The 22,490-nt window shown below is 72.3% G+C and carries 24 protein-coding genes and 1 tRNA gene; 12 read left to right on the forward strand and 13 right to left on the reverse strand.

All coding sequences use genetic code 11. The annotated features are described in order from the left end of the window. Positions 1-7: 7 nt before the first annotated feature. A complete protein-coding gene (locus tag KM427_RS07980) occupies positions 8-613 on the reverse strand; it encodes an ankyrin repeat domain-containing protein (protein ID WP_215526861.1) in 606 nt (201 codons plus the stop codon). Continuing rightward, positions 610-1,614 (reverse strand): oxamate carbamoyltransferase subunit AllH family protein, encoded by a 1,005-nt coding sequence (locus tag KM427_RS07985; RefSeq protein WP_215526862.1) that lies wholly within the window; start codon positions 1,612-1,614, stop codon positions 610-612. The genes KM427_RS07980 and KM427_RS07985 overlap by 4 nt, the downstream gene beginning before the upstream one ends. Before the next feature lie 130 nt (positions 1,615-1,744). On the opposite strand from KM427_RS07985, the gene KM427_RS07990 reads away from it, so the two are divergent. Then, positions 1,745-2,692: a carbamate kinase gene (locus KM427_RS07990; RefSeq protein ID WP_215526863.1), complete on the forward strand. Its 948-nt coding sequence runs from the start codon at positions 1,745-1,747 to the stop codon at positions 2,690-2,692. 28 nt (positions 2,693-2,720) lie between these two features. Beyond that, positions 2,721-3,413, forward strand: a complete 693-nt coding sequence (locus tag KM427_RS07995; protein WP_183590923.1) for a GntR family transcriptional regulator — start codon at positions 2,721-2,723, stop codon at positions 3,411-3,413. Between the two features lie 39 nt (positions 3,414-3,452). On the opposite strand, the gene KM427_RS08000 is transcribed toward KM427_RS07995, so the two are convergent. The 3 genes from KM427_RS08000 to KM427_RS08010 form a co-directional block, all read right to left on the reverse strand. Next, positions 3,453-3,529: transfer RNA gene (locus KM427_RS08000), tRNA-Arg, on the reverse strand. Between the two features lie 554 nt (positions 3,530-4,083). After that, positions 4,084-5,016 carry an HAD family hydrolase gene (locus KM427_RS08005; RefSeq protein WP_215526864.1) on the reverse strand — a complete coding sequence of 311 codons (933 nt, stop codon included), beginning with the start codon at positions 5,014-5,016 and terminating at the stop codon, positions 4,084-4,086. Between the two features lie 84 nt (positions 5,017-5,100). Further along, on the reverse strand, positions 5,101-5,499 hold the full coding sequence (locus tag KM427_RS08010) for a PGPGW domain-containing protein (RefSeq protein ID WP_215526865.1): 399 nt from the start codon (positions 5,497-5,499) through the stop codon (positions 5,101-5,103). Positions 5,500-5,871: 372 nt separating this feature from the next. On the opposite strand from KM427_RS08010, the gene KM427_RS08015 reads away from it, so the two are divergent. Then, positions 5,872-6,210 carry a transglycosylase family protein gene (locus tag KM427_RS08015; protein ID WP_215526866.1) on the forward strand — a complete coding sequence of 113 codons (339 nt, stop codon included), beginning with the start codon at positions 5,872-5,874 and terminating at the stop codon, positions 6,208-6,210. 33 nt (positions 6,211-6,243) lie between these two features. On the opposite strand, the gene KM427_RS08020 is transcribed toward KM427_RS08015, so the two are convergent. Beyond that, complete coding sequence (locus KM427_RS08020) at positions 6,244-7,668, reverse strand: aminopeptidase P family protein (protein WP_252275163.1); 1,425 nt, start codon at positions 7,666-7,668, stop codon at positions 6,244-6,246. 81 nt (positions 7,669-7,749) lie between these two features. Between KM427_RS08020 and KM427_RS08025 the strand changes: the two genes are divergently transcribed. The 4 genes from KM427_RS08025 (at position 7,750) to ssb (ending at position 13,179) form a co-directional block, all read left to right on the forward strand. Beyond that, positions 7,750-8,883 carry a PrsW family intramembrane metalloprotease gene (locus KM427_RS08025; RefSeq protein ID WP_183590919.1) on the forward strand — a complete coding sequence of 378 codons (1,134 nt, stop codon included), beginning with the start codon at positions 7,750-7,752 and terminating at the stop codon, positions 8,881-8,883. Beyond that, on the forward strand, positions 8,880-10,595 hold the full coding sequence (locus tag KM427_RS08030; RefSeq protein ID WP_252275165.1) for a dynamin family protein: 1,716 nt from the start codon (positions 8,880-8,882) through the stop codon (positions 10,593-10,595). The genes KM427_RS08025 and KM427_RS08030 overlap by 4 nt, the downstream gene beginning before the upstream one ends. Before the next feature lie 108 nt (positions 10,596-10,703). Beyond that, a complete protein-coding gene (locus KM427_RS08035; RefSeq protein WP_215526867.1) occupies positions 10,704-12,359 on the forward strand; it encodes a GTPase in 1,656 nt (551 codons plus the stop codon). A gap of 379 nt (positions 12,360-12,738) precedes the next feature. Continuing rightward, positions 12,739-13,179, forward strand: a complete 441-nt coding sequence (gene ssb, locus KM427_RS08040; protein WP_215526868.1) for a single-stranded DNA-binding protein — start codon at positions 12,739-12,741, stop codon at positions 13,177-13,179. Between the two features lie 10 nt (positions 13,180-13,189). Here the strand turns inward: ssb and KM427_RS08045 are convergent, their stop codons facing one another. Together KM427_RS08045 and KM427_RS08050 are read right to left on the reverse strand one after the other, a co-directional pair. Next, entirely contained in the window at positions 13,190-14,023 is an 834-nt protein-coding gene (locus tag KM427_RS08045) for a hypothetical protein (RefSeq protein ID WP_215526869.1), read from the reverse strand. Further along, positions 14,020-14,535 carry a SigE family RNA polymerase sigma factor gene (locus tag KM427_RS08050; protein WP_215526870.1) on the reverse strand — a complete coding sequence of 172 codons (516 nt, stop codon included), beginning with the start codon at positions 14,533-14,535 and terminating at the stop codon, positions 14,020-14,022. Before KM427_RS08050 ends, KM427_RS08045 begins: the two co-directional genes overlap by 4 nt. Positions 14,536-14,642: 107 nt before the next feature. Between KM427_RS08050 and ettA the strand changes: the two genes are divergently transcribed. Beyond that, positions 14,643-16,325, forward strand: a complete 1,683-nt coding sequence (gene ettA / locus KM427_RS08055; protein WP_215526871.1) for an energy-dependent translational throttle protein EttA — start codon at positions 14,643-14,645, stop codon at positions 16,323-16,325. Positions 16,326-16,495: 170 nt separating this feature from the next. Here ettA and KM427_RS08060 read toward each other — a convergent pair whose 3' ends face one another. Then, the gene (locus KM427_RS08060; RefSeq protein WP_252275167.1) at positions 16,496-16,996 is read right to left on the reverse strand and encodes a MarR family winged helix-turn-helix transcriptional regulator; all 501 of its coding nucleotides are present in this window, start codon (positions 16,994-16,996) and stop codon (positions 16,496-16,498) included. Between the two features lie 47 nt (positions 16,997-17,043). Here KM427_RS08060 and KM427_RS08065 point away from each other — a divergent pair, with 47 nt between their 5' ends. Continuing rightward, positions 17,044-18,135 (forward strand): DNA glycosylase AlkZ-like family protein, encoded by a 1,092-nt coding sequence (locus KM427_RS08065; RefSeq protein ID WP_252275170.1) that lies wholly within the window; start codon positions 17,044-17,046, stop codon positions 18,133-18,135. A gap of 16 nt (positions 18,136-18,151) precedes the next feature. On the opposite strand, the gene KM427_RS08070 is transcribed toward KM427_RS08065, so the two are convergent. Together KM427_RS08070 and KM427_RS08075 are read right to left on the reverse strand one after the other, a co-directional pair. After that, positions 18,152-19,366, reverse strand: a complete 1,215-nt coding sequence (locus KM427_RS08070; protein WP_183590912.1) for an acetyl-CoA C-acetyltransferase — start codon at positions 19,364-19,366, stop codon at positions 18,152-18,154. A gap of 85 nt (positions 19,367-19,451) precedes the next feature. After that, on the reverse strand, positions 19,452-20,069 hold the full coding sequence (locus tag KM427_RS08075; protein ID WP_215526872.1) for a TetR/AcrR family transcriptional regulator: 618 nt from the start codon (positions 20,067-20,069) through the stop codon (positions 19,452-19,454). A 115-nt stretch (positions 20,070-20,184) separates the two neighbouring features. On the opposite strand from KM427_RS08075, the gene KM427_RS08080 reads away from it, so the two are divergent. Beyond that, positions 20,185-20,364: a hypothetical protein gene (locus KM427_RS08080; protein WP_183590910.1), complete on the forward strand. Its 180-nt coding sequence runs from the start codon at positions 20,185-20,187 to the stop codon at positions 20,362-20,364. 55 nt (positions 20,365-20,419) lie between these two features. Beyond that, positions 20,420-21,292: an acyl-CoA thioesterase gene (locus tag KM427_RS08085; RefSeq protein WP_215526873.1), complete on the forward strand. Its 873-nt coding sequence runs from the start codon at positions 20,420-20,422 to the stop codon at positions 21,290-21,292. Here the strand turns inward: KM427_RS08085 and KM427_RS08090 are convergent. Together KM427_RS08090 and KM427_RS08095 are read right to left on the reverse strand one after the other, a co-directional pair. Beyond that, the gene (locus KM427_RS08090) at positions 21,289-21,486 is read right to left on the reverse strand and encodes a hypothetical protein (protein WP_183590909.1); all 198 of its coding nucleotides are present in this window, start codon (positions 21,484-21,486) and stop codon (positions 21,289-21,291) included. The genes KM427_RS08085 and KM427_RS08090 overlap by 4 nt on opposite strands. A gap of 104 nt (positions 21,487-21,590) precedes the next feature. Beyond that, on the reverse strand, positions 21,591-21,965 hold the full coding sequence (locus KM427_RS08095) for a globin (RefSeq protein WP_215526874.1): 375 nt from the start codon (positions 21,963-21,965) through the stop codon (positions 21,591-21,593). A 99-nt stretch (positions 21,966-22,064) separates the two neighbouring features. On the opposite strand from KM427_RS08095, the gene KM427_RS08100 reads away from it, so the two are divergent. Continuing rightward, positions 22,065-22,490: an OsmC family peroxiredoxin gene (locus KM427_RS08100; RefSeq protein ID WP_183592177.1), complete on the forward strand. Its 426-nt coding sequence runs from the start codon at positions 22,065-22,067 to the stop codon at positions 22,488-22,490.

The following is a 22,490-nucleotide window of genomic DNA, read 5'->3' on the forward strand; positions in this document are numbered from 1 at the left end:
GGTCCCTTCAGAGGTAGCGCTCGATGACGGCGGCGAGGTCGTCGAAGCCGCGCTTGCGGGCGAGGTCGAGGGGCGCGACGCCCCACTCGTCGGTCATGCCGGGCTTGGCGCCGTGCTGGAGGAGCAGCTCCGCGGTCTGCTGGCGGACCGGGCCGCCGTCGCCGAGGATGATCGTCTCGATCAGCGCGGTCCAGCCGAGCGTGTTGGTGAGGTTGACGTTGATGGTGGTGTTCTCGAGTAGGTAGCGGACGATCTCGAGGTGGCCCTTCTCGGCGGCCGGGGTGAGTCCGTTGCCGCCGAAGCGGGTGAGCCGCTTGAGGTCGGTGCCGGCCTCGACCATGATCGTGACCAACTCGAGGTCGTCGTGGATGCAGCCGTGGATGAACGGGTTGAAGCAGGTCTGGTCCTGCGCGTCGATGTCGACGCCCTCGGCGATCAGCGCCCGCACCACGTCGTGGTGGCCACCGCGGGCGGCCGCCAGGATGGCGCTGGCCTCCTCGCGGTCCTGGACGTCCTTGTCGACGCCCTCGTCGAGCGCGGCCCGGACGCCCGCCAGGTCGCCGGCGGCGGCCGCGGCGAGGTAGCGCTCGTCGAGCGAGGGTGGGGTGCTCATCTGTTCTCCTTGGTGTTGGTGGGTGTGGCCCGCTCGCGGAGACCCGCCTCGAGATGCAGGCCGAGGCGGACGCCGGTGAGGATGTCGGTGCCGGAGGTGTGGCCGATCGCGCGCACCGCGGCGATGGCGGCGTCGAGCCGGGAGCGGTACGCCGGATCCGGCGTCGCCCTGGCTCCCATCGCGGCCAGCAGGTCGTGCAGGCGCTGCCGCCCGCGACCGTCGACGGCCTCGAGGAGCGTCGCCGCGCTCACCGCGGTGGTGCGCGCGTGCACGTCGTACGACGCGGCCCGCAGCGCCGGCCGGATCCGGTCCAGCCGGGTGCCCGGCGTCGCCGCCAGGACGGCCAGGCCGGTCAGGATGTCGTCGCCGGTCGGGGTGAGGCCGGTGCCGAGGCCGATCAGCCCCCGCGCCACCGTGGCGACCGTGGTGGTGTTGCCGGTGCGGACCGCGACCTCGAGGTGGTGCAGGCGTGCGGTGATCAGGGACTGACTCGCGGCGTCGAACGGCGAGGCGGCGGGCCGGTTCGCGAGCGCGGTGTCGAGGGCGGCGACGAGGCCGTGCAGGTCCGCGACCGTCAGGTGCGTGAGGTCGGCGCGGGTCGGCTGCCATCGGATCGCGTCCCCGAACGCGATGGTGGAGGCGCCGCACGAGCCCTGGTGGCGGAGCTCGCCGGGGAGGAACCGCACCGGGTCGCCGGGGTGCAGCGCGACCGGCGGCCAGGCGGCGTCGGGGAGCCGGACGGTGCGGGGCGCGTCGTCCAGGGACGACGTGGCCAGGCAGAAGAGGTGGCCGTCGGGGGAGACGACGTTGATCACGCGCTGGTGGGCGGAGTGGACGACACCGGCGCGGCCGTCGCCGGGCAGCCCGTCGGCGGTGCGCGCGTCCAGCGACACGGCGGCGATGACGCGGGTCCCACCCGGCCGGCCCGATCGGCCCGGCCGTGGAGCCGCCGTGTCGACGGTCGCCTCGGCGGGGGAGGGGGTGCGTCCGACGGTGGTCATCTGGGGGCTCCTGCGCGGTGGCTCGGAAGCGGTGTCTTGAGCAATGCCGGAAATGGCATACCATTCCTAGCAGAAATGGTATGCCAAACCAAGTCCGGCGCGGCGACCGTCGATCCACAGGAGGATGTCCATGCGAGTCGTAGTAGCGCTGGGGGGTAACGCGCTGGCCCGCCGCGGCGAGCCGATGACCGCCGAGTACCTGCGCGCCAACGTCCACTCGACGTGTGAGGCGCTCGCCGGTCTGGCGCGCACCAGCGAGATGGTGATCACACACGGCAACGGCCCGCAGGTCGGCCTGCTCGCGCTGCAGAACCTCGCCTACCAGGACGTCGCCGCCTACCCGCTCGACATCCTGGGCGCCGAGACACAGGGCATGATCGGGTACGTGGTCCAGCAGGAGCTCGCCAACGCGCTCCAGGGCGAGCGTGAGGTCGCCGCGATCCTCACCACCACCGTCGTCGACGAGGACGACCCTGCCTTCACCCACCCGACGAAGCTGATCGGCCCCCAGTACTCCGCCCACGACGCCGCCGAGGCCGCGGCGGCGTACCGCTGGACGATCGCGAAGGACGGCGACCTGTTCCGTCGGGTGGTGCCCTCGCCGGACCCGATCTCGATCGTCCAGGCGCCGCTCATCCGGAACCTCCTGGAGGCCGGCACGCTCGCGGTCTGCGTCGGCGGCGGTGGGGTGCCGGTGCGCACCGACGCCAAGGGGCGCCACGTCGGCGTGCAGGCCGTGGTCGACAAGGACCTGGCCAGCGCCGCGCTCGCCGCCGAGATCGGCGCCGACGTGCTGATCATGCTCACCGACGGCGACTACGTCAGCGAGAATTGGGGCACTCCCGTGCAGCGCGACATCGTGACCGCGTCGGCCGACGCGATCTCGCAGCTCGCCTTCGCCGAGGGCTCGATGAAGCCCAAGGTCGACGCCGCGATCCGGGTCGCGCGCGCCGGCGGCCGCGCGCTGATCGGTCCGCTCGACCGGCTCGACGACCTGCTGAACCGCCGGATCGGCACCGAGATCGTGCCGTCGCTCGACGAGGGCATTGTTTACTTGGACCAGGAGCAGGTGGCCTGACCACGCGAGCAGGAGACGGGACCCGGACTTGACCCAGACGGAACAGACGACCCAAGCGAGCCCGTCGGCGCAGCGAGCCTCGGACTCCACCCGGGTCGCCGATCGGCTGCGTGACGAGATCCTCGACGGCGTACGCGCTCCGGGCAGCAAGCTGGTCGAGCGCGATCTGGCCAGCGAGTTCGGGGTCAGTCGGGTCCCGGTGCGCGAGGCGCTGAAGGTCCTCGACGTCGAGGGGCTGGTGACGCTGCGCCCGAACACGTGGGCGGTCGTGCGCGAGTTCACGGCGTCCGATCTCTCCGACCTCGACGAGGTGCGCTCCGCGCTCGAGGTGCTCACCTTCCGGCTCGCCGCACAGCGACGGGACGAGGCGGGCCTGGCGCGGCTGCGCGCCGTGCTCGACGCCGAGCTGGCCGGGGCGCGCGCCGAGGACCCGGTCGCCGCCCGACGTGCCGCGGCCGACTTCCACGAGGTGGTCACCGAGCTCGCCGGCAACCGGCTGCTCGACGAGCTCACCGAGACGATGCGCAGCCGGATGCGCTGGGCGATGGGGCAGCACGACGACCTGATGCACGTCACCGAGGAGCACCGGGTGCTCTTCGAGGCGATCGCCCAGGGCGACGTCCGGGGCATGGAGCGCCTGGTCCTGGCCCACATGGAGAGCAGCCACCGCCAGCGCGTCGAGCACGAGGAGCGCGAGGAGGCGCGCGGCCGGGGGAGGTGACCCGCCCGGCCGCGCCGGGTGTCCCTTCCGGCGAAGCTGTGGCGCCCCCGACAGGATTCGAACCTGTGACCCGCGGATTAGAAGGCCGCTGCTCTATCCAGCTGAGCTACGGAGGCCGGGGAACGGAATCCAGTCGCAACAAGCCTCGGTATGACCCTGGTGTAGTTCCGACCGAATGGAAACCGCCCGGGTCAGTATGCACCAGACCGACGGGCGCGCCTGAGGCGTCTGAGCACATGGAGCAGTCGCATCTCAACCGTCGTGGTCTCACGACCCTGTTCGAACCCATCGCGGATTGCGTCGAGGGTGCGGTGGCGGTCAGGACCGTTCAGGCCCTGAGCTCTGCGCTCCGCGGCTACCAGGGTCGCCCAGGGACTGACCCAGGACGTCCGCGAACGGTGGGGCCGTTCGGCTCCACCGTTGCCGCATCGCCTTGTCGATCTCGTCGAGGAGCGGGCCGGCCGGTGCCGCGAGGTCCTCGAACGCCCGGAGGCGCGGACGGACGGGCGGCGACGACGGTGCATGGGCGGCTTCGTGTCCCGACGCTCTGCGCAGCCCTGGGGCGAGGCCTTCCTCTCCGGCACGGCTGCGCCCCGGCCTGCGAGTGCCGCTCGCGGCCGGATGCGTAGGTCCTTCTCGATTCGCGCAGGCTGTGGCGACCGCGCCGCGATCACTGCGCGGGCGACCGGAAGACGGTCGTCCAGTCGTCCTTGACGCTGACGATGGTGAACGCCTCCGCGGTCGCCGCGTCGAGGATCCGCTCGGCGCCGGCGTCGTACGGCGGGTCGCCGCGGCCGGTGTCGTCGTCGTGGTGGACGAGGAGGCTCAGGCTGCGGGGCTGCCCCTGCACGAACCGGAGCATCTCCATGTCGCCGTTGGAGTTCCCGCAGGCCAGGATCGGTCGCCGGCCGATCCGCGACCAGATTCGGACCGGCTTCTCGGGTCCGTCGTCCAGGAACTGGAAGGCGGCACCGTAGCGGACCGCGTTGGCGGCCGCGTCGTACTCCAGCCCCACCGCGGAGCCGACGACCCGCTCGGGCGGGATGCCGTAGTAGTCCGGGGTGATCGGCCGCATGAAGTCGCGGTCACCGCCGGAGACGATGTAGCAGGTGAACCGGTGCTCCTCGAGGAAGCGCAGCAGCTCGACCATCGGCTGGTAGACCGTCTCCGCGTAGGAGCGGTCGAGGGTGAGGTGCCGGGCGTCGCGGTAGAAGGCGGCGACCGCGGCCTCGTAGTCCTCCACGCGCTCGTGCACGGTCGAGGCGACGATGGCGGCGATCATCGTCTTGAGGTCACGGTCGTCGCCGGCGTAGTGCTTGTCGACCGCGGCGCCGAGCCAGGACAGGTCGCCCGACAGGGCGGCCCGGTAGGGCTGCTGCTCGGCCAGGCGGGCGTCCGCGCGCGCCGCGGCGACCCACTGCTGGACGATGAAGTGGAGCTGGGTCGGCATCGGCTTCTCGGTCCACAGCGTCCCGTCGTTGTCGAACACCGCGACCCGGGCGTCCTCGGGTACGGCGTCGGGGCCGTCGGTGACCGCGCCGACGAAGTCGAGGATCGCCGTGCGGGTCGCGCCGTCGCGCCAGGAGGGCAGGACATCGCTCATGACGGCACGCTGTCCGGACGGCCTGGCGGCCGCATCGCCCGAGACGGGTGATTGTCCTCCCGGGGCCCGCTCGGGAGGGTGCGGTCAGAGGACCGTCTGGGTGCCGACCAGCGCGGTGACCGCGGAGGTCAGCGCGGTGGTCGCGACGAGGAACGTGCCGGCCATGACCACGCCGACCGCCCGCCGGGCCCGCGAGGCCTCGCGGGGGAACACCGCCTCGCGCAGCCAGGACAGGCCGTGACCGAGCCGGGCGAGCACGTGCCGCGCCCAGGGGTACTCCAGGGCCAGGAGTGCGAAGCCGAGCGCGATCACCAGCAGGCCCGGTCCGGGGAGCACGAGCATCAGCACGCCCGCCACGATCAGCAGCGGACCGCCGATCGTCACCAGGGTCTTGACCGCGACGGCGCGGACGGGACCGGCGCTGGACCACCCCTCCACGCGGGTCACGAGGGCGTGCGCGCGGGGCGACAGCAGCTGCGACATGTCCGTCAGGGTGACAGGCGGGTCTGAGAGCAGCCTGAGCCGCGCCCCGGGCCGCCGGTTTGGACTGTCGCGCGCGTCGACCTACCGTCGTGAGGGTCCCGGGCACTCCGGGGCGGCCCGTCGCCACGCCGAGACCTGTCCGGCGCCGGGTCGGAACCGACCCACCAGGACAGGTACGGGGGACCCAGGTCTCCGGGTCGCACGACGACCCTAGGGGTGCAGCCGCGGAAGCGGCCGGGCACGACTCCGCCCGAACCCGACAGCGGGCGCGTCTCTGATGCGGCGCCGTCGCGAGCGTGCGTCCTGGGCGGCGCGCAGCAGGCGCCCGGATCGGGAGACGGGCCCAGACTCCGCAGGCGTCGAGGAGATCACATGCGCATGCGCACTCTCGTGTCCGCGGCTGCCCTGACGGCGGCCACGCTCACCCCGGTCGTCGGCCTCCAGGCGTCCAGCGAGGCCGCCACCACCCGCACCTGGGACCGGCTCGCCCACTGCGAGTCCGGCGGCCGCTGGCACATCAACACCGGCAACGGCTACTACGGCGGGCTGCAGATCAGCCCCGGCACCTGGCGCGGCTACGGCGGCGGCAGGTTCGCCCGACTCCCGCACGGGGCGAGCAAGGGCGAGCAGATCAAGGTCGCCGAGCGGATCAAGCGCGGGCAGGGCTGGGGCGCCTGGCCGTCCTGCTCCTCGCGTCTCGGCCTGCGCTGACCGCGGCCGCCGTCGTACGACGGGGTGGGTGGGTCAGCCGCGCAGCCGGCCCATCCACTCCTCGACGTCCGCCGACGTGCGGGGAAGCGCGGCGGACAGGTTCGTGGTCCCGTCGGCCGTGACGAGGATGTCGTCCTCGATCCGGATGCCGATGCCACGCAGCTCCTCGGGCACGAGCAGGTCGTCCTCCTGGAAGTACAGGCCCGGCTCGACGGTGAGCACCATGCCCTCGGCGAGGGTGCCCTCGGCGTACGCCTCGGGCGCGGCCCGGCCGCAGTCGTGCACGTCCATGCCGAGCATGTGGCTGGTGCCGTGCAGCGTCCACCGCGCGTAGACGCGGCTCTCGGGGTCGAGCGCCTCCTCGACCGGGACGGGCAGCAGCTTCAGGTCGGCCAGCCCGTGGGCCAGCACCTCCATCGCCGCGTGGTGGCCGGCCCGGAAGGGCTCGCCGGGACGCAGGGCGTCGATGCCCGCCTCCTGGGCGGCGTACACGAGGTCGTAGAGGTCGCGCTGCAGGTCGGTGAACCGGCCGTCGACGGGCAGCGTGCGGGTGACGTCGGCGGTGTAGAGCGAGCGGTTCTCGACGCCCATGTCGAGCAGCACCAGCTCACCCGGCGTGATCGGCCCGGTGTTGTCGATCCAGTGCAGGGTGGTGGCGTGCTTGCCGCCGCCGACGATCGAGTCGTAGCCGATGTCGTTGCCCATCGCGCGAGCGCGGCGGAAGAACGTGCCCTCGATCCAGCGCTCGCCGAACTCCAGGACCCGGTCCCACTCGCGCACGGAGTCCTCGAAGCCGAGCGTGGTGACGTCGCACGCGTGCTGCAGCTGCGCGACCTCCCAGTCGTCCTTGATCAGCCGCAGCTCGGAGGCAACCCGCGCGAAGTCGTCGTCGCGGGTCTCGTCGGCGGCGACCATCCGGTCGACGTGGCTGTCGATGCCGCGCAGCACCCGGGTCTTGCCGGTGCCCTGGAGCATCGCGCCGAGCTCGTCGATGTGGCGGACCTCGAGACCGAGCGAGTCGGAGATCTCCCGCAGCGACGGACGGCGGCCGACCCACAGCTCGCCGTACTGCCGGTCGCGGAAGAACTCGTCGGTCTCGCGCGACGAGCGAGGCCGCGCGTAGAGGACCGCCTCGCCGTCGGCGAGCACCAGGACCGCGTCGCTGGTCTGGTTGCCGGAGAAGTAGGTGTGGGCGGTGTCGGGTCGGAACCGGTAGTCGGTGTCGTTGGCGCGCACCTTGAACGTGCCGGCCGGCAGCACCAGCCGCTCGCCCGGGAACGCCTCGGCGAGCCGCTGCCGGCGCTGCGCCGCGGGGCCCGCGACCTCGGCCCGCGGCAGCTCCAGCTCGCGGTCGCCCCAGCCCTGGCGCATGAACGCGGCGTACGCTGCCGGGACGGCCGGGTCGTGGGACTCGGTGTTGGTCTCGGTGGTGGCCTGGGTGGTGTCGTTCTCGCTCACCCGTCCACTGTACGCCGACGAGCCACCCCGGGACCGGTCGCCGTGAGCGGGCCGGGGGAGCGCCACCGATAGGCTGCCGCCATGCCCGGAGCCCGCCGTGTCAGCGCCGCGTCGTCGGTCGCGTTCACGGTGGTGGTGACGGTCCTGGTGGTCGTGGGCGCGCTCGTGATCCTGGCGATCCTGGCGCTGTCGGGAGCTCCCGGGTCCGTGGTGCTGGCGACGCTGCTCGCCGCGGTGCCGGTCGGCCCGATCGTCGCCTGCTACCTCTGGCTGGACCGCTACGAGCCGGAGCCGCGCACGCTGCTCGCCGCGGGCCTGCTGTGGGGCTGCTTCGTCGCCACCGCGGCGGCGATCCTGCTCCAGGGCATCGGCGGCGTCGTGGGCGGCTTCACCGACACCCAGACACTGGAGATCGTGGCGCCCGTCACCGAGGAGGCGTGCAAGGGCCTCTTCCTGCTCCTCCTGCTCTGGTGGCGCCGCGCCGAGCTCGACGGGATCCTCGACGGCATCGTCTACGCCGGCATGGTCGGCGTCGGCTTCGCGTTCACCGAGAACATCCTCTACCTGGCCGCCGCCTACAACGGCACCGACGGCATGGGGCCGGGCGGCACCGAAGCGGTGACCGCGACGTTCGTGCTGCGCTGCCTGATCAGCCCGTTCGCGCACCCGCTCTTCACGACGTTCATCGGTATCGGCGTCGGCCTCGCGGTGAACTCGCGCAGGGGGAGCGGCCGGGTGCTGTGGCCGGCCGCCGGCTACGTCTGCGCGGTCGTCGCCCACGCCGTCTGGAACACCTCGACGGCCTACGGCCTGGGTCACTTCGCGCTCGCGTACGTCGTGCTGATGGCGCCCGCGCTGATCTCGGTGATCAGCCTGGCGGTCTGGTCGCGGCGCTCCGAGCGCCGGATGCTGGCCGCCGCGCTGACCGACGCCGCCACCCGCGGGCTGGTGCCGGCGACCGACATCGGCTGGGTCGTCGACCTCACCGCGCGTCGGCGCAGCCGCGCCTACGCCCGGGAGCGTGGCGGCCCCGCGGCCGAGCGCGCGATGCGCGACTACCAGCAGGCCGCGATCGAGCTCGGCTTCCTCCACTACCGTTACCTGCGCGGCACGCCGCCGCCCGACTACGCGGCCCGCGGCCAGCGGTTCCTGCAGAGGATCGACGCCCTCCGGCCGTCGATCGCCTTCCCCGGACAGGTGGTACCCACACGATGACGGCGTCCGCCGACCACGACTCCCGCATGCTGACGGCGCTCGTGCGCCTGCACGATGCGCTGCAAGCTGCGCCGCTGCCGCTCGACGTACCCGGCGCGGCGGAGCTGCGGGTGACCCGACAGCAGCTGATCGACCAGCTCGAGGACTACGTGCTGCCGCGCCAGATGACCGTCGAGGCGCCGCTGCTCGCCGTCGTCGGCGGCTCGACCGGCGCCGGCAAGTCGACGCTGGTCAACTCGCTCGTGGGTCGGCGCGTCACCAACCCCGGGCTGCTGCGCCCGACCACTCGCTCGGCGGTGCTGGTGCACCATCCCGACGACGCGCACTGGTTCGGCCAGGACCGGCTGCTGCCCGACCTGGTGCGCGTCCAGGAGCACTCCGACGACCGGCACGCGCTCCAGCTGGTCGCCTCCGAGACGCTGCCGCCGGGCCTGGCGATCCTCGACGCACCCGACGTGGACTCGGTCGAGAAGGCCAACCGCACGCTGGCGGCGCAGCTGCTGGCGGCCGCGGACCTGTGGCTGTTCGTGACCTCCGCGGCGCGCTACTCCGACCAGGTGCCGTGGGAGCACCTCAAGCAGGCCGCCGAGCGTTCGACCGCGGTCGCGGTCGTCCTCGACCGGACGCCGCCGGACGCCGTGCGCACCGTCGCCGCGCACCTGGCCCGGATGCTCGCCAGCCGCGGCCTCAAGGACTCCCCGCTCTTCACCGTGCCGGAGTCGACGGTCTCGCCCGAGGGCCTGCTCGACGGCTCGGCGGTGGCCGAGGTGCGCGCCTGGCTGGTGTCGCTCGCCGAGGACACCGACGCCCGGTCCGCGGTCGTGCGGCAGACGCTCGACGGCACCGTTCGCGCCCACGCGAGGGAGGCCCACGTCGTCGCGGACGCCGTCTCCGAGCAGGTCGCCGCGGCGGCCGAGCTGCGGCGGGCGGCGGAGACGGCGTACGACGAGGCGACCCGGCGCGCGGTCGCCGCGGCCACCGACGGCACGCTGCTGCGGGGCGAGGTGGCGGCGCGGTGGCGCGAGTTCGCGGGCACCGGTGAGCTGCTGCGCTCGCTCGAGGGCCGGGTCGGACTGATCCGCGACCGCCTCGTCAACGCCGTCAAGGGCACCGGCCAGCAGGCCGATCGGGTCGCGGTCGCCATCGAGTCGGCCGTGGAGCTGATGGTGCTCGACCACGCCGAGCAGGCGTCGGCGACCGCGACCGCGGCCTGGCAGGAGCTGGGCACCGCGGGACCGCTGCTGACCGGCACCGACGACGACCTCGGCCGGGCCTCGCGCGGCCTGCGGCGCGGCGTGGAGGGCGAGGTGCGGGCCTGGCAGCAGCACCTGACCGAGCTGGTCAAGGCCGACGGCGCCGACCGGCGTACCGCCCGCTATCTGGCCTACGGTGCCCGCGGACTGGCCGTCACGCTCGCCGTCACCGTGCTCGCCGACAGCGCGGCCGACGACCCGGGCGGTGCCGACGTGGGCCGGATGCTGCTCGACGCGGTCTTCGGCACCGAGTCGACGACCACGCTGGTGGCGCAGGGCCGGGCCGACCTGGAGCGTCGGATCGCCGGGCTGTTCGCGGCAGAGCGCCGGCGGCACCTGGGACGGCTCGACGCGCTCGCGCTCGACCCCGATGCCGATCGCCACGTGCGCGACGCGGCCCGCCGGGTCGACGACCGCCGCTTCGAGCAGAGCCGTCGCGACGACGCGTCGCTGGCCTGACCGCCGGTTCGAGGCCCTGATCCCGGCCTCGTGCCCTTCAGGCCCTAGGCTGGGGCCTGCACGTGCCCATGTCGGAGACGCCCTGCTCCGGGTAGGTCGAGGGAGAAGATGACGTCCTTGCTGGAGGGGACCGACCGGATGGTCACCCGCGGTACCGACATCGGTGCCCGCATCGACGGCCTCGACGACGCGACCCGGGCCGCGCGCGGACGTCTCGACGACGCGATCGTCGACGAGTCCGTCGGCGTGGTCGAGCGGGCCGCGGGACGGCTGCGCCTCTCCGCCACCCACACGGTCGTGGGGATCGCCGGCGCGACCGGTTCGGGCAAGTCCTCGACGTTCAACGCGCTGACCGGCCTCGAGCTCTCCGCCGTCGGCGTACGCCGACCGACGACCTCGTGGGCGACCGCCTGTGTCTGGGGCCGCGACGGGGCCGACGAGCTGCTCGAGTGGCTCGGCATCCCGCCGCGCCACCAGACCACCCGCGACTCGATGCTCGACAACGGACGGCGCGACCAGCAGGCCGAGCTCGACGGCGTCGTGCTGCTCGACCTGCCCGACCACGACTCCACCGAGGTCAGCCACCACTTGGAGGTCGACCGCCTGGTCTCGCTCGCCGACCTGCTCGTGTGGGTGGTCGACCCGCAGAAGTACGCCGACGCCGCGATCCACGACCGCTACCTGAAGCCGGCGGTGGAGCAGCAGGACATCATGCTCGTGGTGCTCAACCACATCGACACCGTGCCCGAGGAGCGCCGGCAGTCGATGCTCGACGACATCCGCCGGCTGCTCGACCAGGACGGGCTGCAGCGGGTCCCGGTGCTGCCGGTCAGCGCCCGGCTCGGCACGGGCATCCCCGAGCTGCGCGCCGAGATCGCCCGCCGGGCCGCCCAGAAGCAGTCCACCCGCGCCGGGATCGACGCCGACGTGCGCGCCGCCGCCGGCCGGCTCGCCGAGGCCAACGGCGACGCGCCGACCCGGGTGGTCGAGCCGGCCCGGGTCGCCACCCTCGACGCCGCCTTCGCCGAAGCGGCCGGCGTGCCGGTCGTCGTCGACGCGGTCGAGCGCTCGGTGCGTCAGCGCGGACACCGCGCCACGGGCTGGCCCGTCGTCGGCTGGGTCTCCGGCCTGAAGGCCGACCCGCTCAAGCGCCTCGACCTCGACCTCGGCGCGCGGGGCAGCCAGCTCAGCGGCCGCTCCCGCACCGCGCTCCCGGAGGCCACCCAGGTCCAGCGGGCCCGGGTCGACGACGAGGTGCGCACCTTCGCCGACGAGGTGACCGTCGGGATGACGCCGCCGTGGGTGGCGGCGGTACGCCGGGCCGCGGCCTCCCGCCTCGACGAGCTCGGCGACCGGCTCGACCAGGCGCTCGCGCGCACCGACCTCGGGGTCGCGAAGCTGCCGGGCTGGATGCACCTCCTGCGCGTCCTCCAGTGGCTGCTGCTCCTCGCGGCTCTGGGCGGCCTGGGCTGGACCGGCGTGCTTCTCGCCACGGGCAAGCTCCAGGACGCCGACACCCCCCAGGTCTTCGGGGTCGCCGTCGCACTCGTGCTGCTCGTCGGCGGCCTCGTGCTCGGCATCGTCCTCGGACTGGCCGCCCGGATCGCCGTCGGCCGCGCCGCCCGCGGCCGCGCCGCCCGGGCCGACGAGCATCTCCGAGAAGCGGTCAACGAAGTCACCCACGAACTGGTCATCGAGCCGGTCGAGGCGGAGCTCGCGGCGTACGCCGCCGTGCGGGCCGGCGTCGACCGCGCCCGGGCCTGAGGCTCTCCGCAGCACGCGTCTTCTCGATCGTCGGGGTTGCCGAGGCCGTCGTTTCATCAAGGGATGAGGTCGGAGTCGCGCATCCCTGGCTGAGCTCACCCGGGTAGGCGCGGGTTGACCGTCATCCCTTGATGAACCCGCGGCTCCCGGATTGCCGGTCGAGCGCTCCCAGGCCCCTGGACGACGAGGCTTCGTCGTCCCAGCGGGGAGATCTGTCGGCCGGCCGACGAAACTCTCGTCGCCGCAGTCGAGCCCACCTTCCGTCCACAGGCCGGCCCACGAACACGTTCTCCCCAGGCGAGGGTCGGCGGGGCCGCTCGTTGTCGGTGCCGAGCCGTTGTCTCGAGGCGTCCACCCGGACCGAGACAAGGAGATCCAGATGTCCGACAGCACCATCACCATCCGCGGCTGGCTCGGCGGCGACGTCACCCTGCGCCAGGCCGCCGGCGTGCCGGTCGCCAACTTCCGGCTGGCATGCACGCCGCGCAAGTTCAACCGTCGCACCGAGTCGTGGTCGGAGGGCCTGACGCAGTGGTACACCGTGAACGTGTGGCGCGGTCTCGCGGAGAACTGCGCCGAGTCGCTGCGCCGCGGTGATCCGGTCGTCGTGCACGGCCGGCTCGAGACCCGCACCTACGTCAACGGCGAGCGCGTCGAGGTGCTCACCTTCGAGATCGACGCCATCCACGTCGGTCACGACCTCAGCCGTGGCACCAGCCAGTTCACCCGCACCCAGCGCACCGAACCCGCGCCGGGCGAGGCGACGGAGGGCGCCGGGTCCGAGACGACGGGGGAGGCGAGGCCCGAGGCGGCCGCGTGAGAGCGCAGGCTCAGTCCGCCGGCTCCCAGTCCGTCCAGGTGGCGCTGGTGCCCACCGCGAGGAGCTCGTCGGGCGTCAGCGGCGCGTGGCGCGCGGACGCGGGCGGACCCCACTTCCGCTCGGTCGAGCTCGAGACCGCGGCGTAGATCTCGCCGCGGTCGGTCCAACGCCGCACCTCGCGGTACTCGACGCCCTGGTCGGTGAAGGCGATCGTGCGCTGGGCCGGCCGGCCGTCCTGCAGGTCGCCCTCCTCGCAGGTCGCTCCGCTCACCGGTCCCTCGAAGGTCCACGACTCGGGAAAGCCGGCGCAGCTGAGGTGCTGCGACCTGAGGTCGGCGAGCGCGGTGGCGTCCTGCGGCAGCTCGACCAGCATGATCTCGATGCTGCCGGGGCCGGTGTCGTCGGCGCTGCGGAGGACGCCGCCGAAGCGGCCGTGGAACACCCGTGACTCGCCGGGAGCCGCCTCGGTGTTGCGCTTCTGGAAGCTCTCGACGACGACGTCGTCGGGTAGCAGCGCCTCGAGCCGGTGGCGCATCTCGCCGACCGGCATGTCCCACCAGCCGGGGTGCGGCTCGAAGGGCCGGGCCAGGGGAGTCGGCGTGGGTTCGACGGCGACGCCGCCGTCGGCGGTGCCGGTCCCGCCACCGAGCACGGGCAGCGCGGCGGCGACGAGCGCGGCGGCGGCGACGGTGCCACCCGCGGCGACCCTCAGCCGGCGGCGCCGGCGCACCCGGCGGCCGTGGCGCAGGGCCCCCTCGTGCAGCCGGTGCGTGGGCACCGGCAGGTCGGCCAGGGTGCGGTCCATCAGGGCGTGCAGGTCGTCGGTGTAGTCGAGATCGTTCATCGTGCGCTCCCGTTCGCAGGAGAGGAGGTGTCGGCGAGCAGCCCGCGCAGCGAGCGCAGCGCCCGGAGGGTGCGGTTCTTGACGGCGGCCTCGGTGAGACCGAGGTCGGCCGCGGTCTGGGCGACGCTGCGGTCCTCCCAGAAGCGGAGCACGACCACCGCCCGGTCGACGGGGGCGAGCTCGGCGAGCGCGGCCATCAGGGCGGCGCGCTCGGTCGGGTCGGCGTCGGTCACCGGCCGATCGGGAGGTGCCGCGATCGGCAGCTCCCGTGAGCTGCGACGGCGCCGTTCGGACAGGAAGCTCTTGGTGAGCACCCCGTGCACGTAGGCGACCGGGTCGTCGGCGCTGCGCACCCGCCACCAGGAGGCGTATGCCTTGGCAAGCGCGGTCTGCACCAGGTCCTCGGCGCCGTGCGGCGAGGTGGTGAGCAGGTAGGCGCTGCGATAGAGCTGCGGGGAGCACGCGGCCACGAGCTCCGCGAACTCCTCGTCCGTGCTGGCTGGTCGACGCACCGGACCTCCGTCGGTCGTACCGGTCCTCCCTCGTGGAGGCCGTCACCCTACAGACGCGATGCCCCCCGATCAGGTCTCAGCGCCCCGGGCGCACTAGGGTCGGGAGCATGGCGGAATATGTCTTCACGCTGCGCAACGTGCGCAAGGCCCACGGTGACAAGGTCGTCCTCGACAACGTGACGCTGTCGTTCCTGCACGGGGCCAAGATCGGCGTCGTCGGACCGAACGGCACCGGCAAGTCCTCGCTGCTGCGGATCATGGCAGGGCTCGACCACGCCAACAACGGCGACGCCATCCTCGACCCCGGCGCCACGGTCGGCATGCTCCAGCAGGAGCCGCCGCTGACCGAGGGCAAGACGGTGCTCGAGAACGTCGAGGAGGCCGTCTCCGAGACCAAGGGCAAGATGGCCCGGCTCGACGAGCTCTACATGATGATGGGCGACCCGGACGCCGACCTGGACAAGGTCAACGCCGAGGCTGGCGACCTCCAGAGCGAGCTCGACGCCGCCAACGTCTGGGACCTCGACAGCCGCCTGGACCAGGCGATGGACGCGTTGCGGTGCCCGCCGCCGGACGCGATCGTCGACAATCTCTCGGGTGGTGAGCGCCGCCGGGTCGCGCTGTGCAAGCTGCTGCTCCAGCAGCCCGACCTGCTGCTGCTCGACGAGCCCACCAACCACCTCGACGCGGAGTCCGTCCAGTGGCTCGAGGGCCACCTCAAGGACTACCCCGGCGCCGTCCTCGCGATCACCCACGACCGCTACTTCCTCGACAACGTCGCCGAGTGGATCCTCGAGCTCGACCGGGGGCAGACGCACCCCTACGAGGGCAACTACTCGACCTACCTCGAGACGAAGAAGGAGCGCCTCAAGATCGAGGGGCAGAAGGACGCCAAGCGCGCCAAGATGCTGGAGAAGGAGCTGGAGTGGGTGCGCTCCAACGCCAAGGCCAGGCAGACCAAGAGCCGCTCGCGTCTCGCGCGCTACGAGGAGATGGCGGCCGAGGCCGACCGGATGCGCAAGATCGACACCTCCGAGATCAACATCCCGGCAGGTCCGCGCCTCGGTGACGTGGTGCTCGAGGCGAAGGGTCTCACCAAGGGCTTCGAGGACCGCACGCTGATGCGCGACCTCTCCTTCTCGCTCCCGCGCGCCGGCATCGTCGGCGTGATCGGGCCCAACGGCGTCGGCAAGACCACGCTCTTCCGGATGATCACCGGCAACGAGACCCCGGACGCTGGGGAGCTCAACGTCGGCCAGACCGTGAAGATCTCCTACGTCGACCAGAGCCGCGGCGGCATCGACCCCAACAAGAACGTCTGGGAGGTCGTCTCCGACGGGCTGGACTTCATCAAGGTCGCGAACTTCGAGATGAACTCGCGTGCCTACGTCGCGTCGTTCGGCTTCAAGGGACCGGACCAGCAGAAGAAGGCCGGCGTGCTCTCCGGTGGTGAGCGCAACCGCCTCAACCTCGCGCTCACGCTGAAGATGGGCGGCAACCTGCTGCTCCTCGACGAGCCCACCAACGACCTCGACGTCGAGACCCTGTCCTCGCTCGAGGACGCGCTACTCGACTTCCCGGGCTGCGCCGTGGTCACCTCGCACGACCGCTGGTTCCTCGACCGCATCGCCACGCACATCCTCGCCTGGGAGGGCGACGACGAGGACCCGGCGAAGTGGTTCTGGTTCGAGGGCAACTTCGCGGCGTACGAGGAGAACAAGGTCGAGCGGCTCGGCATCGAGGCCGCCCGCCCGCACCGGGTCACCCACCGCCGCCTGACCCGCGACTGACCGGGACGGGGTCCGAGCCTGGCTCGCACCTCGACCACCGCCTCGGTGGTCGAGGTGCGAAGGCGCGCTAGCGCCTGAGCCTCGAAACCACCGAAGCCCTCGTGAGTACGGCGATCTGGGTGGTCGCTGCCTGGCGTCGGCTCACCGGCCTTCGACGCGCCCGGCGCGGCTCAGGACCGGCGCAGCTCCATCTCGGGGTGCGTCTCGACGAGGTTGTCGGCGACGGCGTTCATGACCCGGCCGAGTGCCGCGAAGTCCTCGCGGCTGGCCAGGTCGACCAGGTGCTCGCGAACGCCCGTGACGTGCATCGGCGCGATCCGGACCAGCAGCTCGTAGCCCTTGTCGGTCATGCTCGCGACGATGCCGCGGCCGTCCTCGGGCGAGCTGCTGCGGGCCACCAGGCCGGCCCGTTCCATGCGGGTGACGGTGTGGGTGACCCGGCTGCGGCTGTGCGCGAGCGCGTCGGCGAGCTGGGCCATCCGCATCTGCCTACCCTCGCGCTCGGAGAGACGCACCAGGATCTCGTACTCGACGAGCGAGAGGGAGCAGGTACGACGCAGGTCGTCGTCGAGGCGGTCGAGGAGCAGCGTCATGCCCATCACGAGGGCGCGCCACGACCGCTGCTCGTCTTCGTCCAACCACCTGGTCTCGTGGTCCCCCGAGTCGGTCACCCAGGCACTATAGGCGGCGCGTCGGTGCTGTGCCGGAGGATAGCGCCATGAGCGAGCCGTTGCGCGTGTCGCGCGAGCAGGTGCTGAGGTTCCGGGTGGCGATCCAGCAGCTGGACCGCGACGGCGCCCACCACGACGCCGCGATCCTCGACCTGGGCGTGCAGGACACCGGGCCCGACGGTGCCCCGTGGGCACTGGCGATCCGCGGCGCACGCGTGCCCGACGACGACCTCGTCCTCGCCTGGAGCCTGCGCGGCGCGCCGCACGCCTACCGGCGGGCCGAGGCGGCCCAGGTCGCGGCGGCGGTCGCGCCCTGGAGCGAGGCCGACGCCGCCAAGCGCGTCTTCGATGCGGCCCGGCCGCTCAGGAGGGCCGGCATCCCCGTGCGCGAGGCGCTCGACCACGTCGTCTCGCAGATGCGCGAGATCGTCCGCCGACCGGTCGGGAAGGGCGAGATGTCGCGCGAGCTCACCGCCCGCCTCGACGAGCCCTACCTGCGCTGGTGCAACCCCTGCCAGGCGACCCACACCTACGAGCAACCCTTCCGGCTGGCCGCGCTGCAGGCCGGCCTGGAGCTCGAGCCCGGCACGTCACCGCCGGTGCTGCGCCGGCTGCCGGGCTGGCGCGGCCCCGCGAAGGCCGTCCCCGCCCACCTCGACCCGGTGCGGGCGGTGCTGCACCTGCTCGGTCCGGCTGACCCCACGCTGGTGGCCGGGTACGTCGACAGCCCGGTCCGCGAGGTTCGGGAACGCTGGCCCGACGACGTGGTGCCGGTGGTCGTCGACGGCCACCGGCTCGACCTGCTCGCCGACGACCTCGACGCGCTGAACGACGCGCCGGCGAGCGAGTCGGTGCGCCTGCTGGGGCCGTTCGACCTGTTCCTCCAGGGCCGCGACCGCGAGCTGGTGGTGCCCGACGACGCGGCGCGCAAGGACCTGTGGCGCACCCTGGGCCGCCCCGGAGGCGTGCTCGCGGGCGGCGAGGTCGTCGGCTCCTGGCGACCGCGCAGCAAGGGCAGGAGGCTCCGGGTCGCCGTGACGATGTGGGACGGCGCAGCGATGCCGGACGGCGTGGCCGAGCAGGCAGAACGCCTGGCCGCGTTCCGCGGCCAGGCGTTCGCAGGGTTCGTCGAGGACTGATCTACATCAGCTCGAGCTACATCCGCTCGAGGATGAGTGCCATGCCCTGGCCGCCGCCCACGCACATCGTGATGAGTCCGGTGGTCTTGTCGTGCCAGTCGAGCGAGTTGAGCATGGTGTTCTGCAGGCGCGCGCCGGTCATGCCGAAGGGGTGGCCGACCGCGATCGCGCCGCCGTTGACGTTGAGCCGGTCGAGATCGATGCCGAGGTCCTGGTACGACGGCACGACCTGGGCCGCGAAGGCCTCGTTGATCTCGACGAGGTCGATGTCGCCGATGCTCATGCCGGCGTTGGCCAGCGCCCGCTTGGTCGCCTCGACCGGGCCGAGACCCATGATCTCGGGCGAGAGGCCGGAGACGCCGGTCGAGACGATCCGGGCCAGCGGCTTCAGGCCGAGCTCGGCGGCCTTGGTGTCCGACATGACGATGACCGCCGCGGCGCCGTCGTTGAGCGCGCAGCAGTTGCCCGCGGTCACTACACCGTCGGGGCGGAAGACCGGCTTGAGGTCCTTGATCCCGTCGTAGGTCACGCCGGCACGGGGGCCGTCGTCCTTGCTGACGACGGTGCCACTCGGGGTCGTGACCGGGGTGATCTCCCGCTCCCAGAAGCCGTCGTTGATCGCCTTCTCCGCGAGGTTCTGCGAGCGCACGCCGAACTCGTCGAGCTCCTGGCGGCTCAGGCCGCGCAGGCGGGCGACGTTCTCAGCCGTCTGACCCATGGCGATGTAGATGTCCGGCAGCAGCCCGTCCTGCCGGGGGTCGTGCCAGTCCTGTCCGCCCTCGGCCGTCTTCTCGGTGCGCGCCATGGCGTCGCCGAAGAGCTGGTTCTTGGTGTCGGGCCAGTGGTCGGACGTGCCCTTGGCGAACCGCGAGACGGTCTCGACGCCCGAGGAGATGAAGACGTCGCCCTCGCCGGCCTTGATCGCGTGGAAGGCCATCCGGGTGGTCTGGACCGACGACGAGCAGTAGCGGGTGATGGTCGCGCCGGGCACATCGTCGAGGCCGTTGAGCACGTTGACCACGCGCGCCATGTTGTTGCCCGACTCGCCGCCCGGGAGGCCACAGCCGAGGTAGTGGTCGTCGATCGTGGTCGGGTCGAGTGCGGGGATCTTGTCCAGCGCCGCCTGCACGATGAACGCCGTGAGGTCGTCGGGGCGGAACTCGGTCATCGAGCCCTTGTTGGCGCGACCGATGGGCGTGCGGGCCGCGGAAACGATGACTGCCTCGGGCATGAGAACTCCGTTCGGATCGGTGCTGGCGCTGTCACCCTAGACCGTCAACCATGACCAAGCAATTGCTTGGTTGGTGCCGCGTGGATCACATCGGTCGGTCGCCGGTCAGCGAGTCGCCCAGCAGCTCCAGTGAGCGGCTCAGGAACGACCGGCGCGCGGGCGGCGGCTTGAGCAGTGCGGCAAGCAGGATCCCGTCGTACGACGCCACCAAAGCCTCGGCCCGCTCCGCGCTCTGCTCCAGGCCGGCCGCGGTCATGATGTCCTCGACGACCGCCACCAGTCGGGAGCGATGGTCGGCGAGCAGCTGGGCGAGGGCGGGGTCGCGGCTGGCGGCCATGGTGAGCTCGAGGCGCGCGACCAGCAGCTCGCGCTGGTCCAGCCAGCGCAGGAAGAGCTCGACCGCGCGCTCCATGCCGGCCTGCTCGTCGGGCTCGCAGTCGCGCATCTGCTCGGCGAGCCGGTCGACGTCGCCGAGCAGCGCGCTCGCGACGTACTCGGTGAGCGCGGCCTGGAGTGCGTGGCGGGTGCGCCAGTACGCCGAGCAGCTGCCCTCGGGCAGGCCGGCGCGCCGATCGACGGCGCGGTGGGTGAGGCCCTTCAGTCCCTCGTCGGCGATCACGCGCAGCGCCGCGTCGAGCAACTGGCGGCGTCGCGGGGAGAGCGGGGCGGCAGCGGTGGAGGTGTCGGGGCTGGTGCTCGGCATGGGGACCTTCGGTGGGGCTGTGACTGGTGACACTATCCCGCGAACTTGTCCGGTCAGTGTCAGCGACGTACCTTCTACATCAGTAGAAAATACAGATGTAGAGAAGGTACTCGCCATGACCCTGGTCAGCTCCGCCGTCGTCGCCCTCGCGGTCGCCTTCGTGGTCATCGCAGCCCTCGCCGCGCTGCTCTCGGTCGGCGTCATCGCGCACGTCGTCGTCACGAACCGCCGGGCCCGCCTGATGCGTCAGGAGTCGATCGGCACCTACTACCGCGACCTCGCGCTCGGCCACTGACCCATAGCCGGACACCGGCGGGAGCATCCGGTCGGCGTCTGGCAGCATCGGGGACGTGCGGCATCGCTACGAGTGCCCGATGCGGTGGGCCGACCTGGATCCCCTCGGGCACATCAACAACGTCGTCTACGTGGACTACCTCCAGGAGGCCCGCGTGGACATGCTCCGGACCCACGGGCCGGCCGCCAGCACCGGCGAGCTCGCCGAGGGGACCGTGGTCGTCCGGCACGAGGTCACCTACGTCTCCCCGCTGCACTTCGGCGACCGGCCGGTCAGCATCGAGTCGTGGGTGACCCAGATCCGGGCGGCGTCCTTCACGCTCGCCTACGAGATCTTCCACGAGGACGCCGCCGGCGATCGGCAGGTCTACCTGCGCGCCACGACCGTGCTCACGCCGTACGTCTTCGCGACCGAGCGGCCTCGACGGCTCCGTGACGAGGAGCGCGAGTCGCTGCGGACCTTCCTCGAGCCCGAGGCGCCGGCGCCCCGGCCGCCGATCCCGGTCGTCCGACCCGACCACGCGCTGCGCTACCCGGTCCAGGTCCGCTTCTCCGACGTCGACGTCTACGGCCACGTCAACAACGTCAAGTACTTCGAGTACTTCCAGGAGGCCCGGATCTCCGGCATGGCCCGGATGTGGGAGGGTCTCGCCCCGGTGACCCTGGTCGTCGCGCAGACCGACGTCGACTACCGGGTGCCGATCCTGTTCCGGGCTGAGGAGTACGACGCGTGGACCTGGGCCACCCGGGTCGGTCAGCGCTCCGCGACGCTCGAGTCGGTCATCTGCGACGGCGACACGATCCTCTCCCGGGCCCGGGTGACGATCGTGTTCTTCGACCGGCACACCCAGCGCTCCGTGGCGCCGGACGAGGTCTACCTCGAGCGGCTGCGCGCGCTCCTGCCTGCCCCCGAGGCGGCGCCGGCCTAGGCCGCGTGCTGCGCGCGCTTGAGCAGCTCGGCGGCGTTGCGCAACGAGACGATGTCTCCGACGAGGCGGTGCATCTCGGCGCGACACTCGGCCATCGTGGCGCCGCTGCCCGCTGTCTTGAGGTGGTCCTGGAGCTCCGCCGCGTGTTCGAGCGCGGTCGCTGCCGACTGGTCGACGAGATCGATGATGCCCATACTGTCCCCCGGATGGTGCGTGCACCTTCCATTGAGCATCGCCGGCCGCGTGGGGTCCAGTCTCTTGCGGGAATCTTGCACTCGACGGCGTCGCCGCCCGGCCCTCACTCGAAGGTGTTGACCATGAACTGCGCGGCGTGGGTGACGTAGTCCCAGAACTGCTGGTCCTGCTCGGGTGTCAGGCCCACCTCGTCGAGGCCCGCGCGGAAGTGCGTGAGCCAGCGGTCCTTCGCGTCCGGCGTGACCGCGAACGGTGCGTGCCGCATCCGCAGCCGCGGGTGGCCGCGGGTGTCGGAGTAGGTCGTGGGGCCACCCCAGTACTGCACCAGGAAGAGCAGGAACCGCTCTTCGGCGGGGCCGAGGTCCTCCTCGGGGTACATCGGCCGCAGCACCGGGTCGTCGGCGACGCCTTCGTAGAACTTCGCCACGATGCGCCGGAACGTCTCGAAGCCGCCGATCTCCTCGTAGTACGTCGTCACGCGTCCATTCTGCAAGGGAGCCGATGAGGTGCCGACACCGGCGTGCAAGACTCGCGGCAGCCAGTCGTCCGAGCAACCGCACGAGGAGTGATGAGCACCATGCCCACGACCCGCATCGCCACCACGCACTGGGAGGGCACCCTGTTCGAGGGCGCCGGCCAGGTCACGCTGGAGTCCTCCGGCATCGGCACCTACGACGTCTCCTGGCCGTCGCGAGCCGAGGAGGCGAACGGCAAGACCAGCCCCGAGGAGCTGATCGCGGCCGCGCACTCGTCGTGCTTCTCGATGGCGCTGTCCAACGGCCTCGCGAAGGCCGGCACCCCCGCCACGTCGCTGGACACCCAGGCGGCGGTCGAGTTCACCCCCGGCACCGGCATCACCGGCATCAAGCTGACGGTCAAGGCTGTGGTCGAGGGCATGAGCAACGACGACTTCGTGGCCGCCGCCGAGGCCGCCAAGGAGGGCTGCCCGGTGAGCAAGGCGCTGACCGGCACCACCATCACGCTGGAGGCGTCGCTGGCGTAG

This window comes from Nocardioides sp. LMS-CY (assembly GCF_018732145.1).
Classification (GTDB): domain Bacteria; phylum Actinomycetota; class Actinomycetes; order Propionibacteriales; family Nocardioidaceae; genus Nocardioides; species Nocardioides soli.

What these genes read in the sequence shown, in the direction of transcription:
- KM427_RS07985 (WP_215526862.1), bottom strand. Translation starts at nt 1,614, where the DNA reads ATGACCACCGTCGGACGCACCCCCTCCCCCGCCGAGGCGACCGTCGAC.
- KM427_RS08025 (WP_183590919.1), top strand. Translation starts at nt 7,750, where the DNA reads ATGCCCGGAGCCCGCCGTGTCAGCGCCGCGTCGTCGGTCGCGTTCACG.
- KM427_RS08070 (WP_183590912.1), bottom strand. Translation starts at nt 19,366, where the DNA reads ATGCCCGAGGCAGTCATCGTTTCCGCGGCCCGCACGCCCATCGGTCGC.
- KM427_RS08100 (WP_183592177.1), top strand. Translation starts at nt 22,065, where the DNA reads ATGCCCACGACCCGCATCGCCACCACGCACTGGGAGGGCACCCTGTTC.
- KM427_RS08005 (WP_215526864.1), bottom strand. Translation starts at nt 5,016, where the DNA reads ATGAGCGATGTCCTGCCCTCCTGGCGCGACGGCGCGACCCGCACGGCG.
- KM427_RS08065 (WP_252275170.1), top strand. Translation starts at nt 17,044, where the DNA reads ATGAGCGAGCCGTTGCGCGTGTCGCGCGAGCAGGTGCTGAGGTTCCGG.
- KM427_RS08075 (WP_215526872.1), bottom strand. Translation starts at nt 20,069, where the DNA reads ATGCCGAGCACCAGCCCCGACACCTCCACCGCTGCCGCCCCGCTCTCC.
- KM427_RS08090 (WP_183590909.1), bottom strand. Translation starts at nt 21,486, where the DNA reads ATGGGCATCATCGATCTCGTCGACCAGTCGGCAGCGACCGCGCTCGAA.
- ssb (WP_215526868.1), top strand. Translation starts at nt 12,739, where the DNA reads ATGTCCGACAGCACCATCACCATCCGCGGCTGGCTCGGCGGCGACGTC.
- KM427_RS08030 (WP_252275165.1), top strand. Translation starts at nt 8,880, where the DNA reads ATGACGGCGTCCGCCGACCACGACTCCCGCATGCTGACGGCGCTCGTG.
- ettA (WP_215526871.1), top strand. Translation starts at nt 14,643, where the DNA reads ATGGCGGAATATGTCTTCACGCTGCGCAACGTGCGCAAGGCCCACGGT.
- KM427_RS08010 (WP_215526865.1), bottom strand. Translation starts at nt 5,499, where the DNA reads ATGTCGCAGCTGCTGTCGCCCCGCGCGCACGCCCTCGTGACCCGCGTG.
- KM427_RS08035 (WP_215526867.1), top strand. Translation starts at nt 10,704, where the DNA reads ATGACGTCCTTGCTGGAGGGGACCGACCGGATGGTCACCCGCGGTACC.
- KM427_RS08045 (WP_215526869.1), bottom strand. Translation starts at nt 14,023, where the DNA reads ATGAACGATCTCGACTACACCGACGACCTGCACGCCCTGATGGACCGC.
- KM427_RS08080 (WP_183590910.1), top strand. Translation starts at nt 20,185, where the DNA reads ATGACCCTGGTCAGCTCCGCCGTCGTCGCCCTCGCGGTCGCCTTCGTG.
- KM427_RS07980 (WP_215526861.1), bottom strand. Translation starts at nt 613, where the DNA reads ATGAGCACCCCACCCTCGCTCGACGAGCGCTACCTCGCCGCGGCCGCC.
- KM427_RS07990 (WP_215526863.1), top strand. Translation starts at nt 1,745, where the DNA reads ATGCGAGTCGTAGTAGCGCTGGGGGGTAACGCGCTGGCCCGCCGCGGC.
- KM427_RS08015 (WP_215526866.1), top strand. Translation starts at nt 5,872, where the DNA reads ATGCGCATGCGCACTCTCGTGTCCGCGGCTGCCCTGACGGCGGCCACG.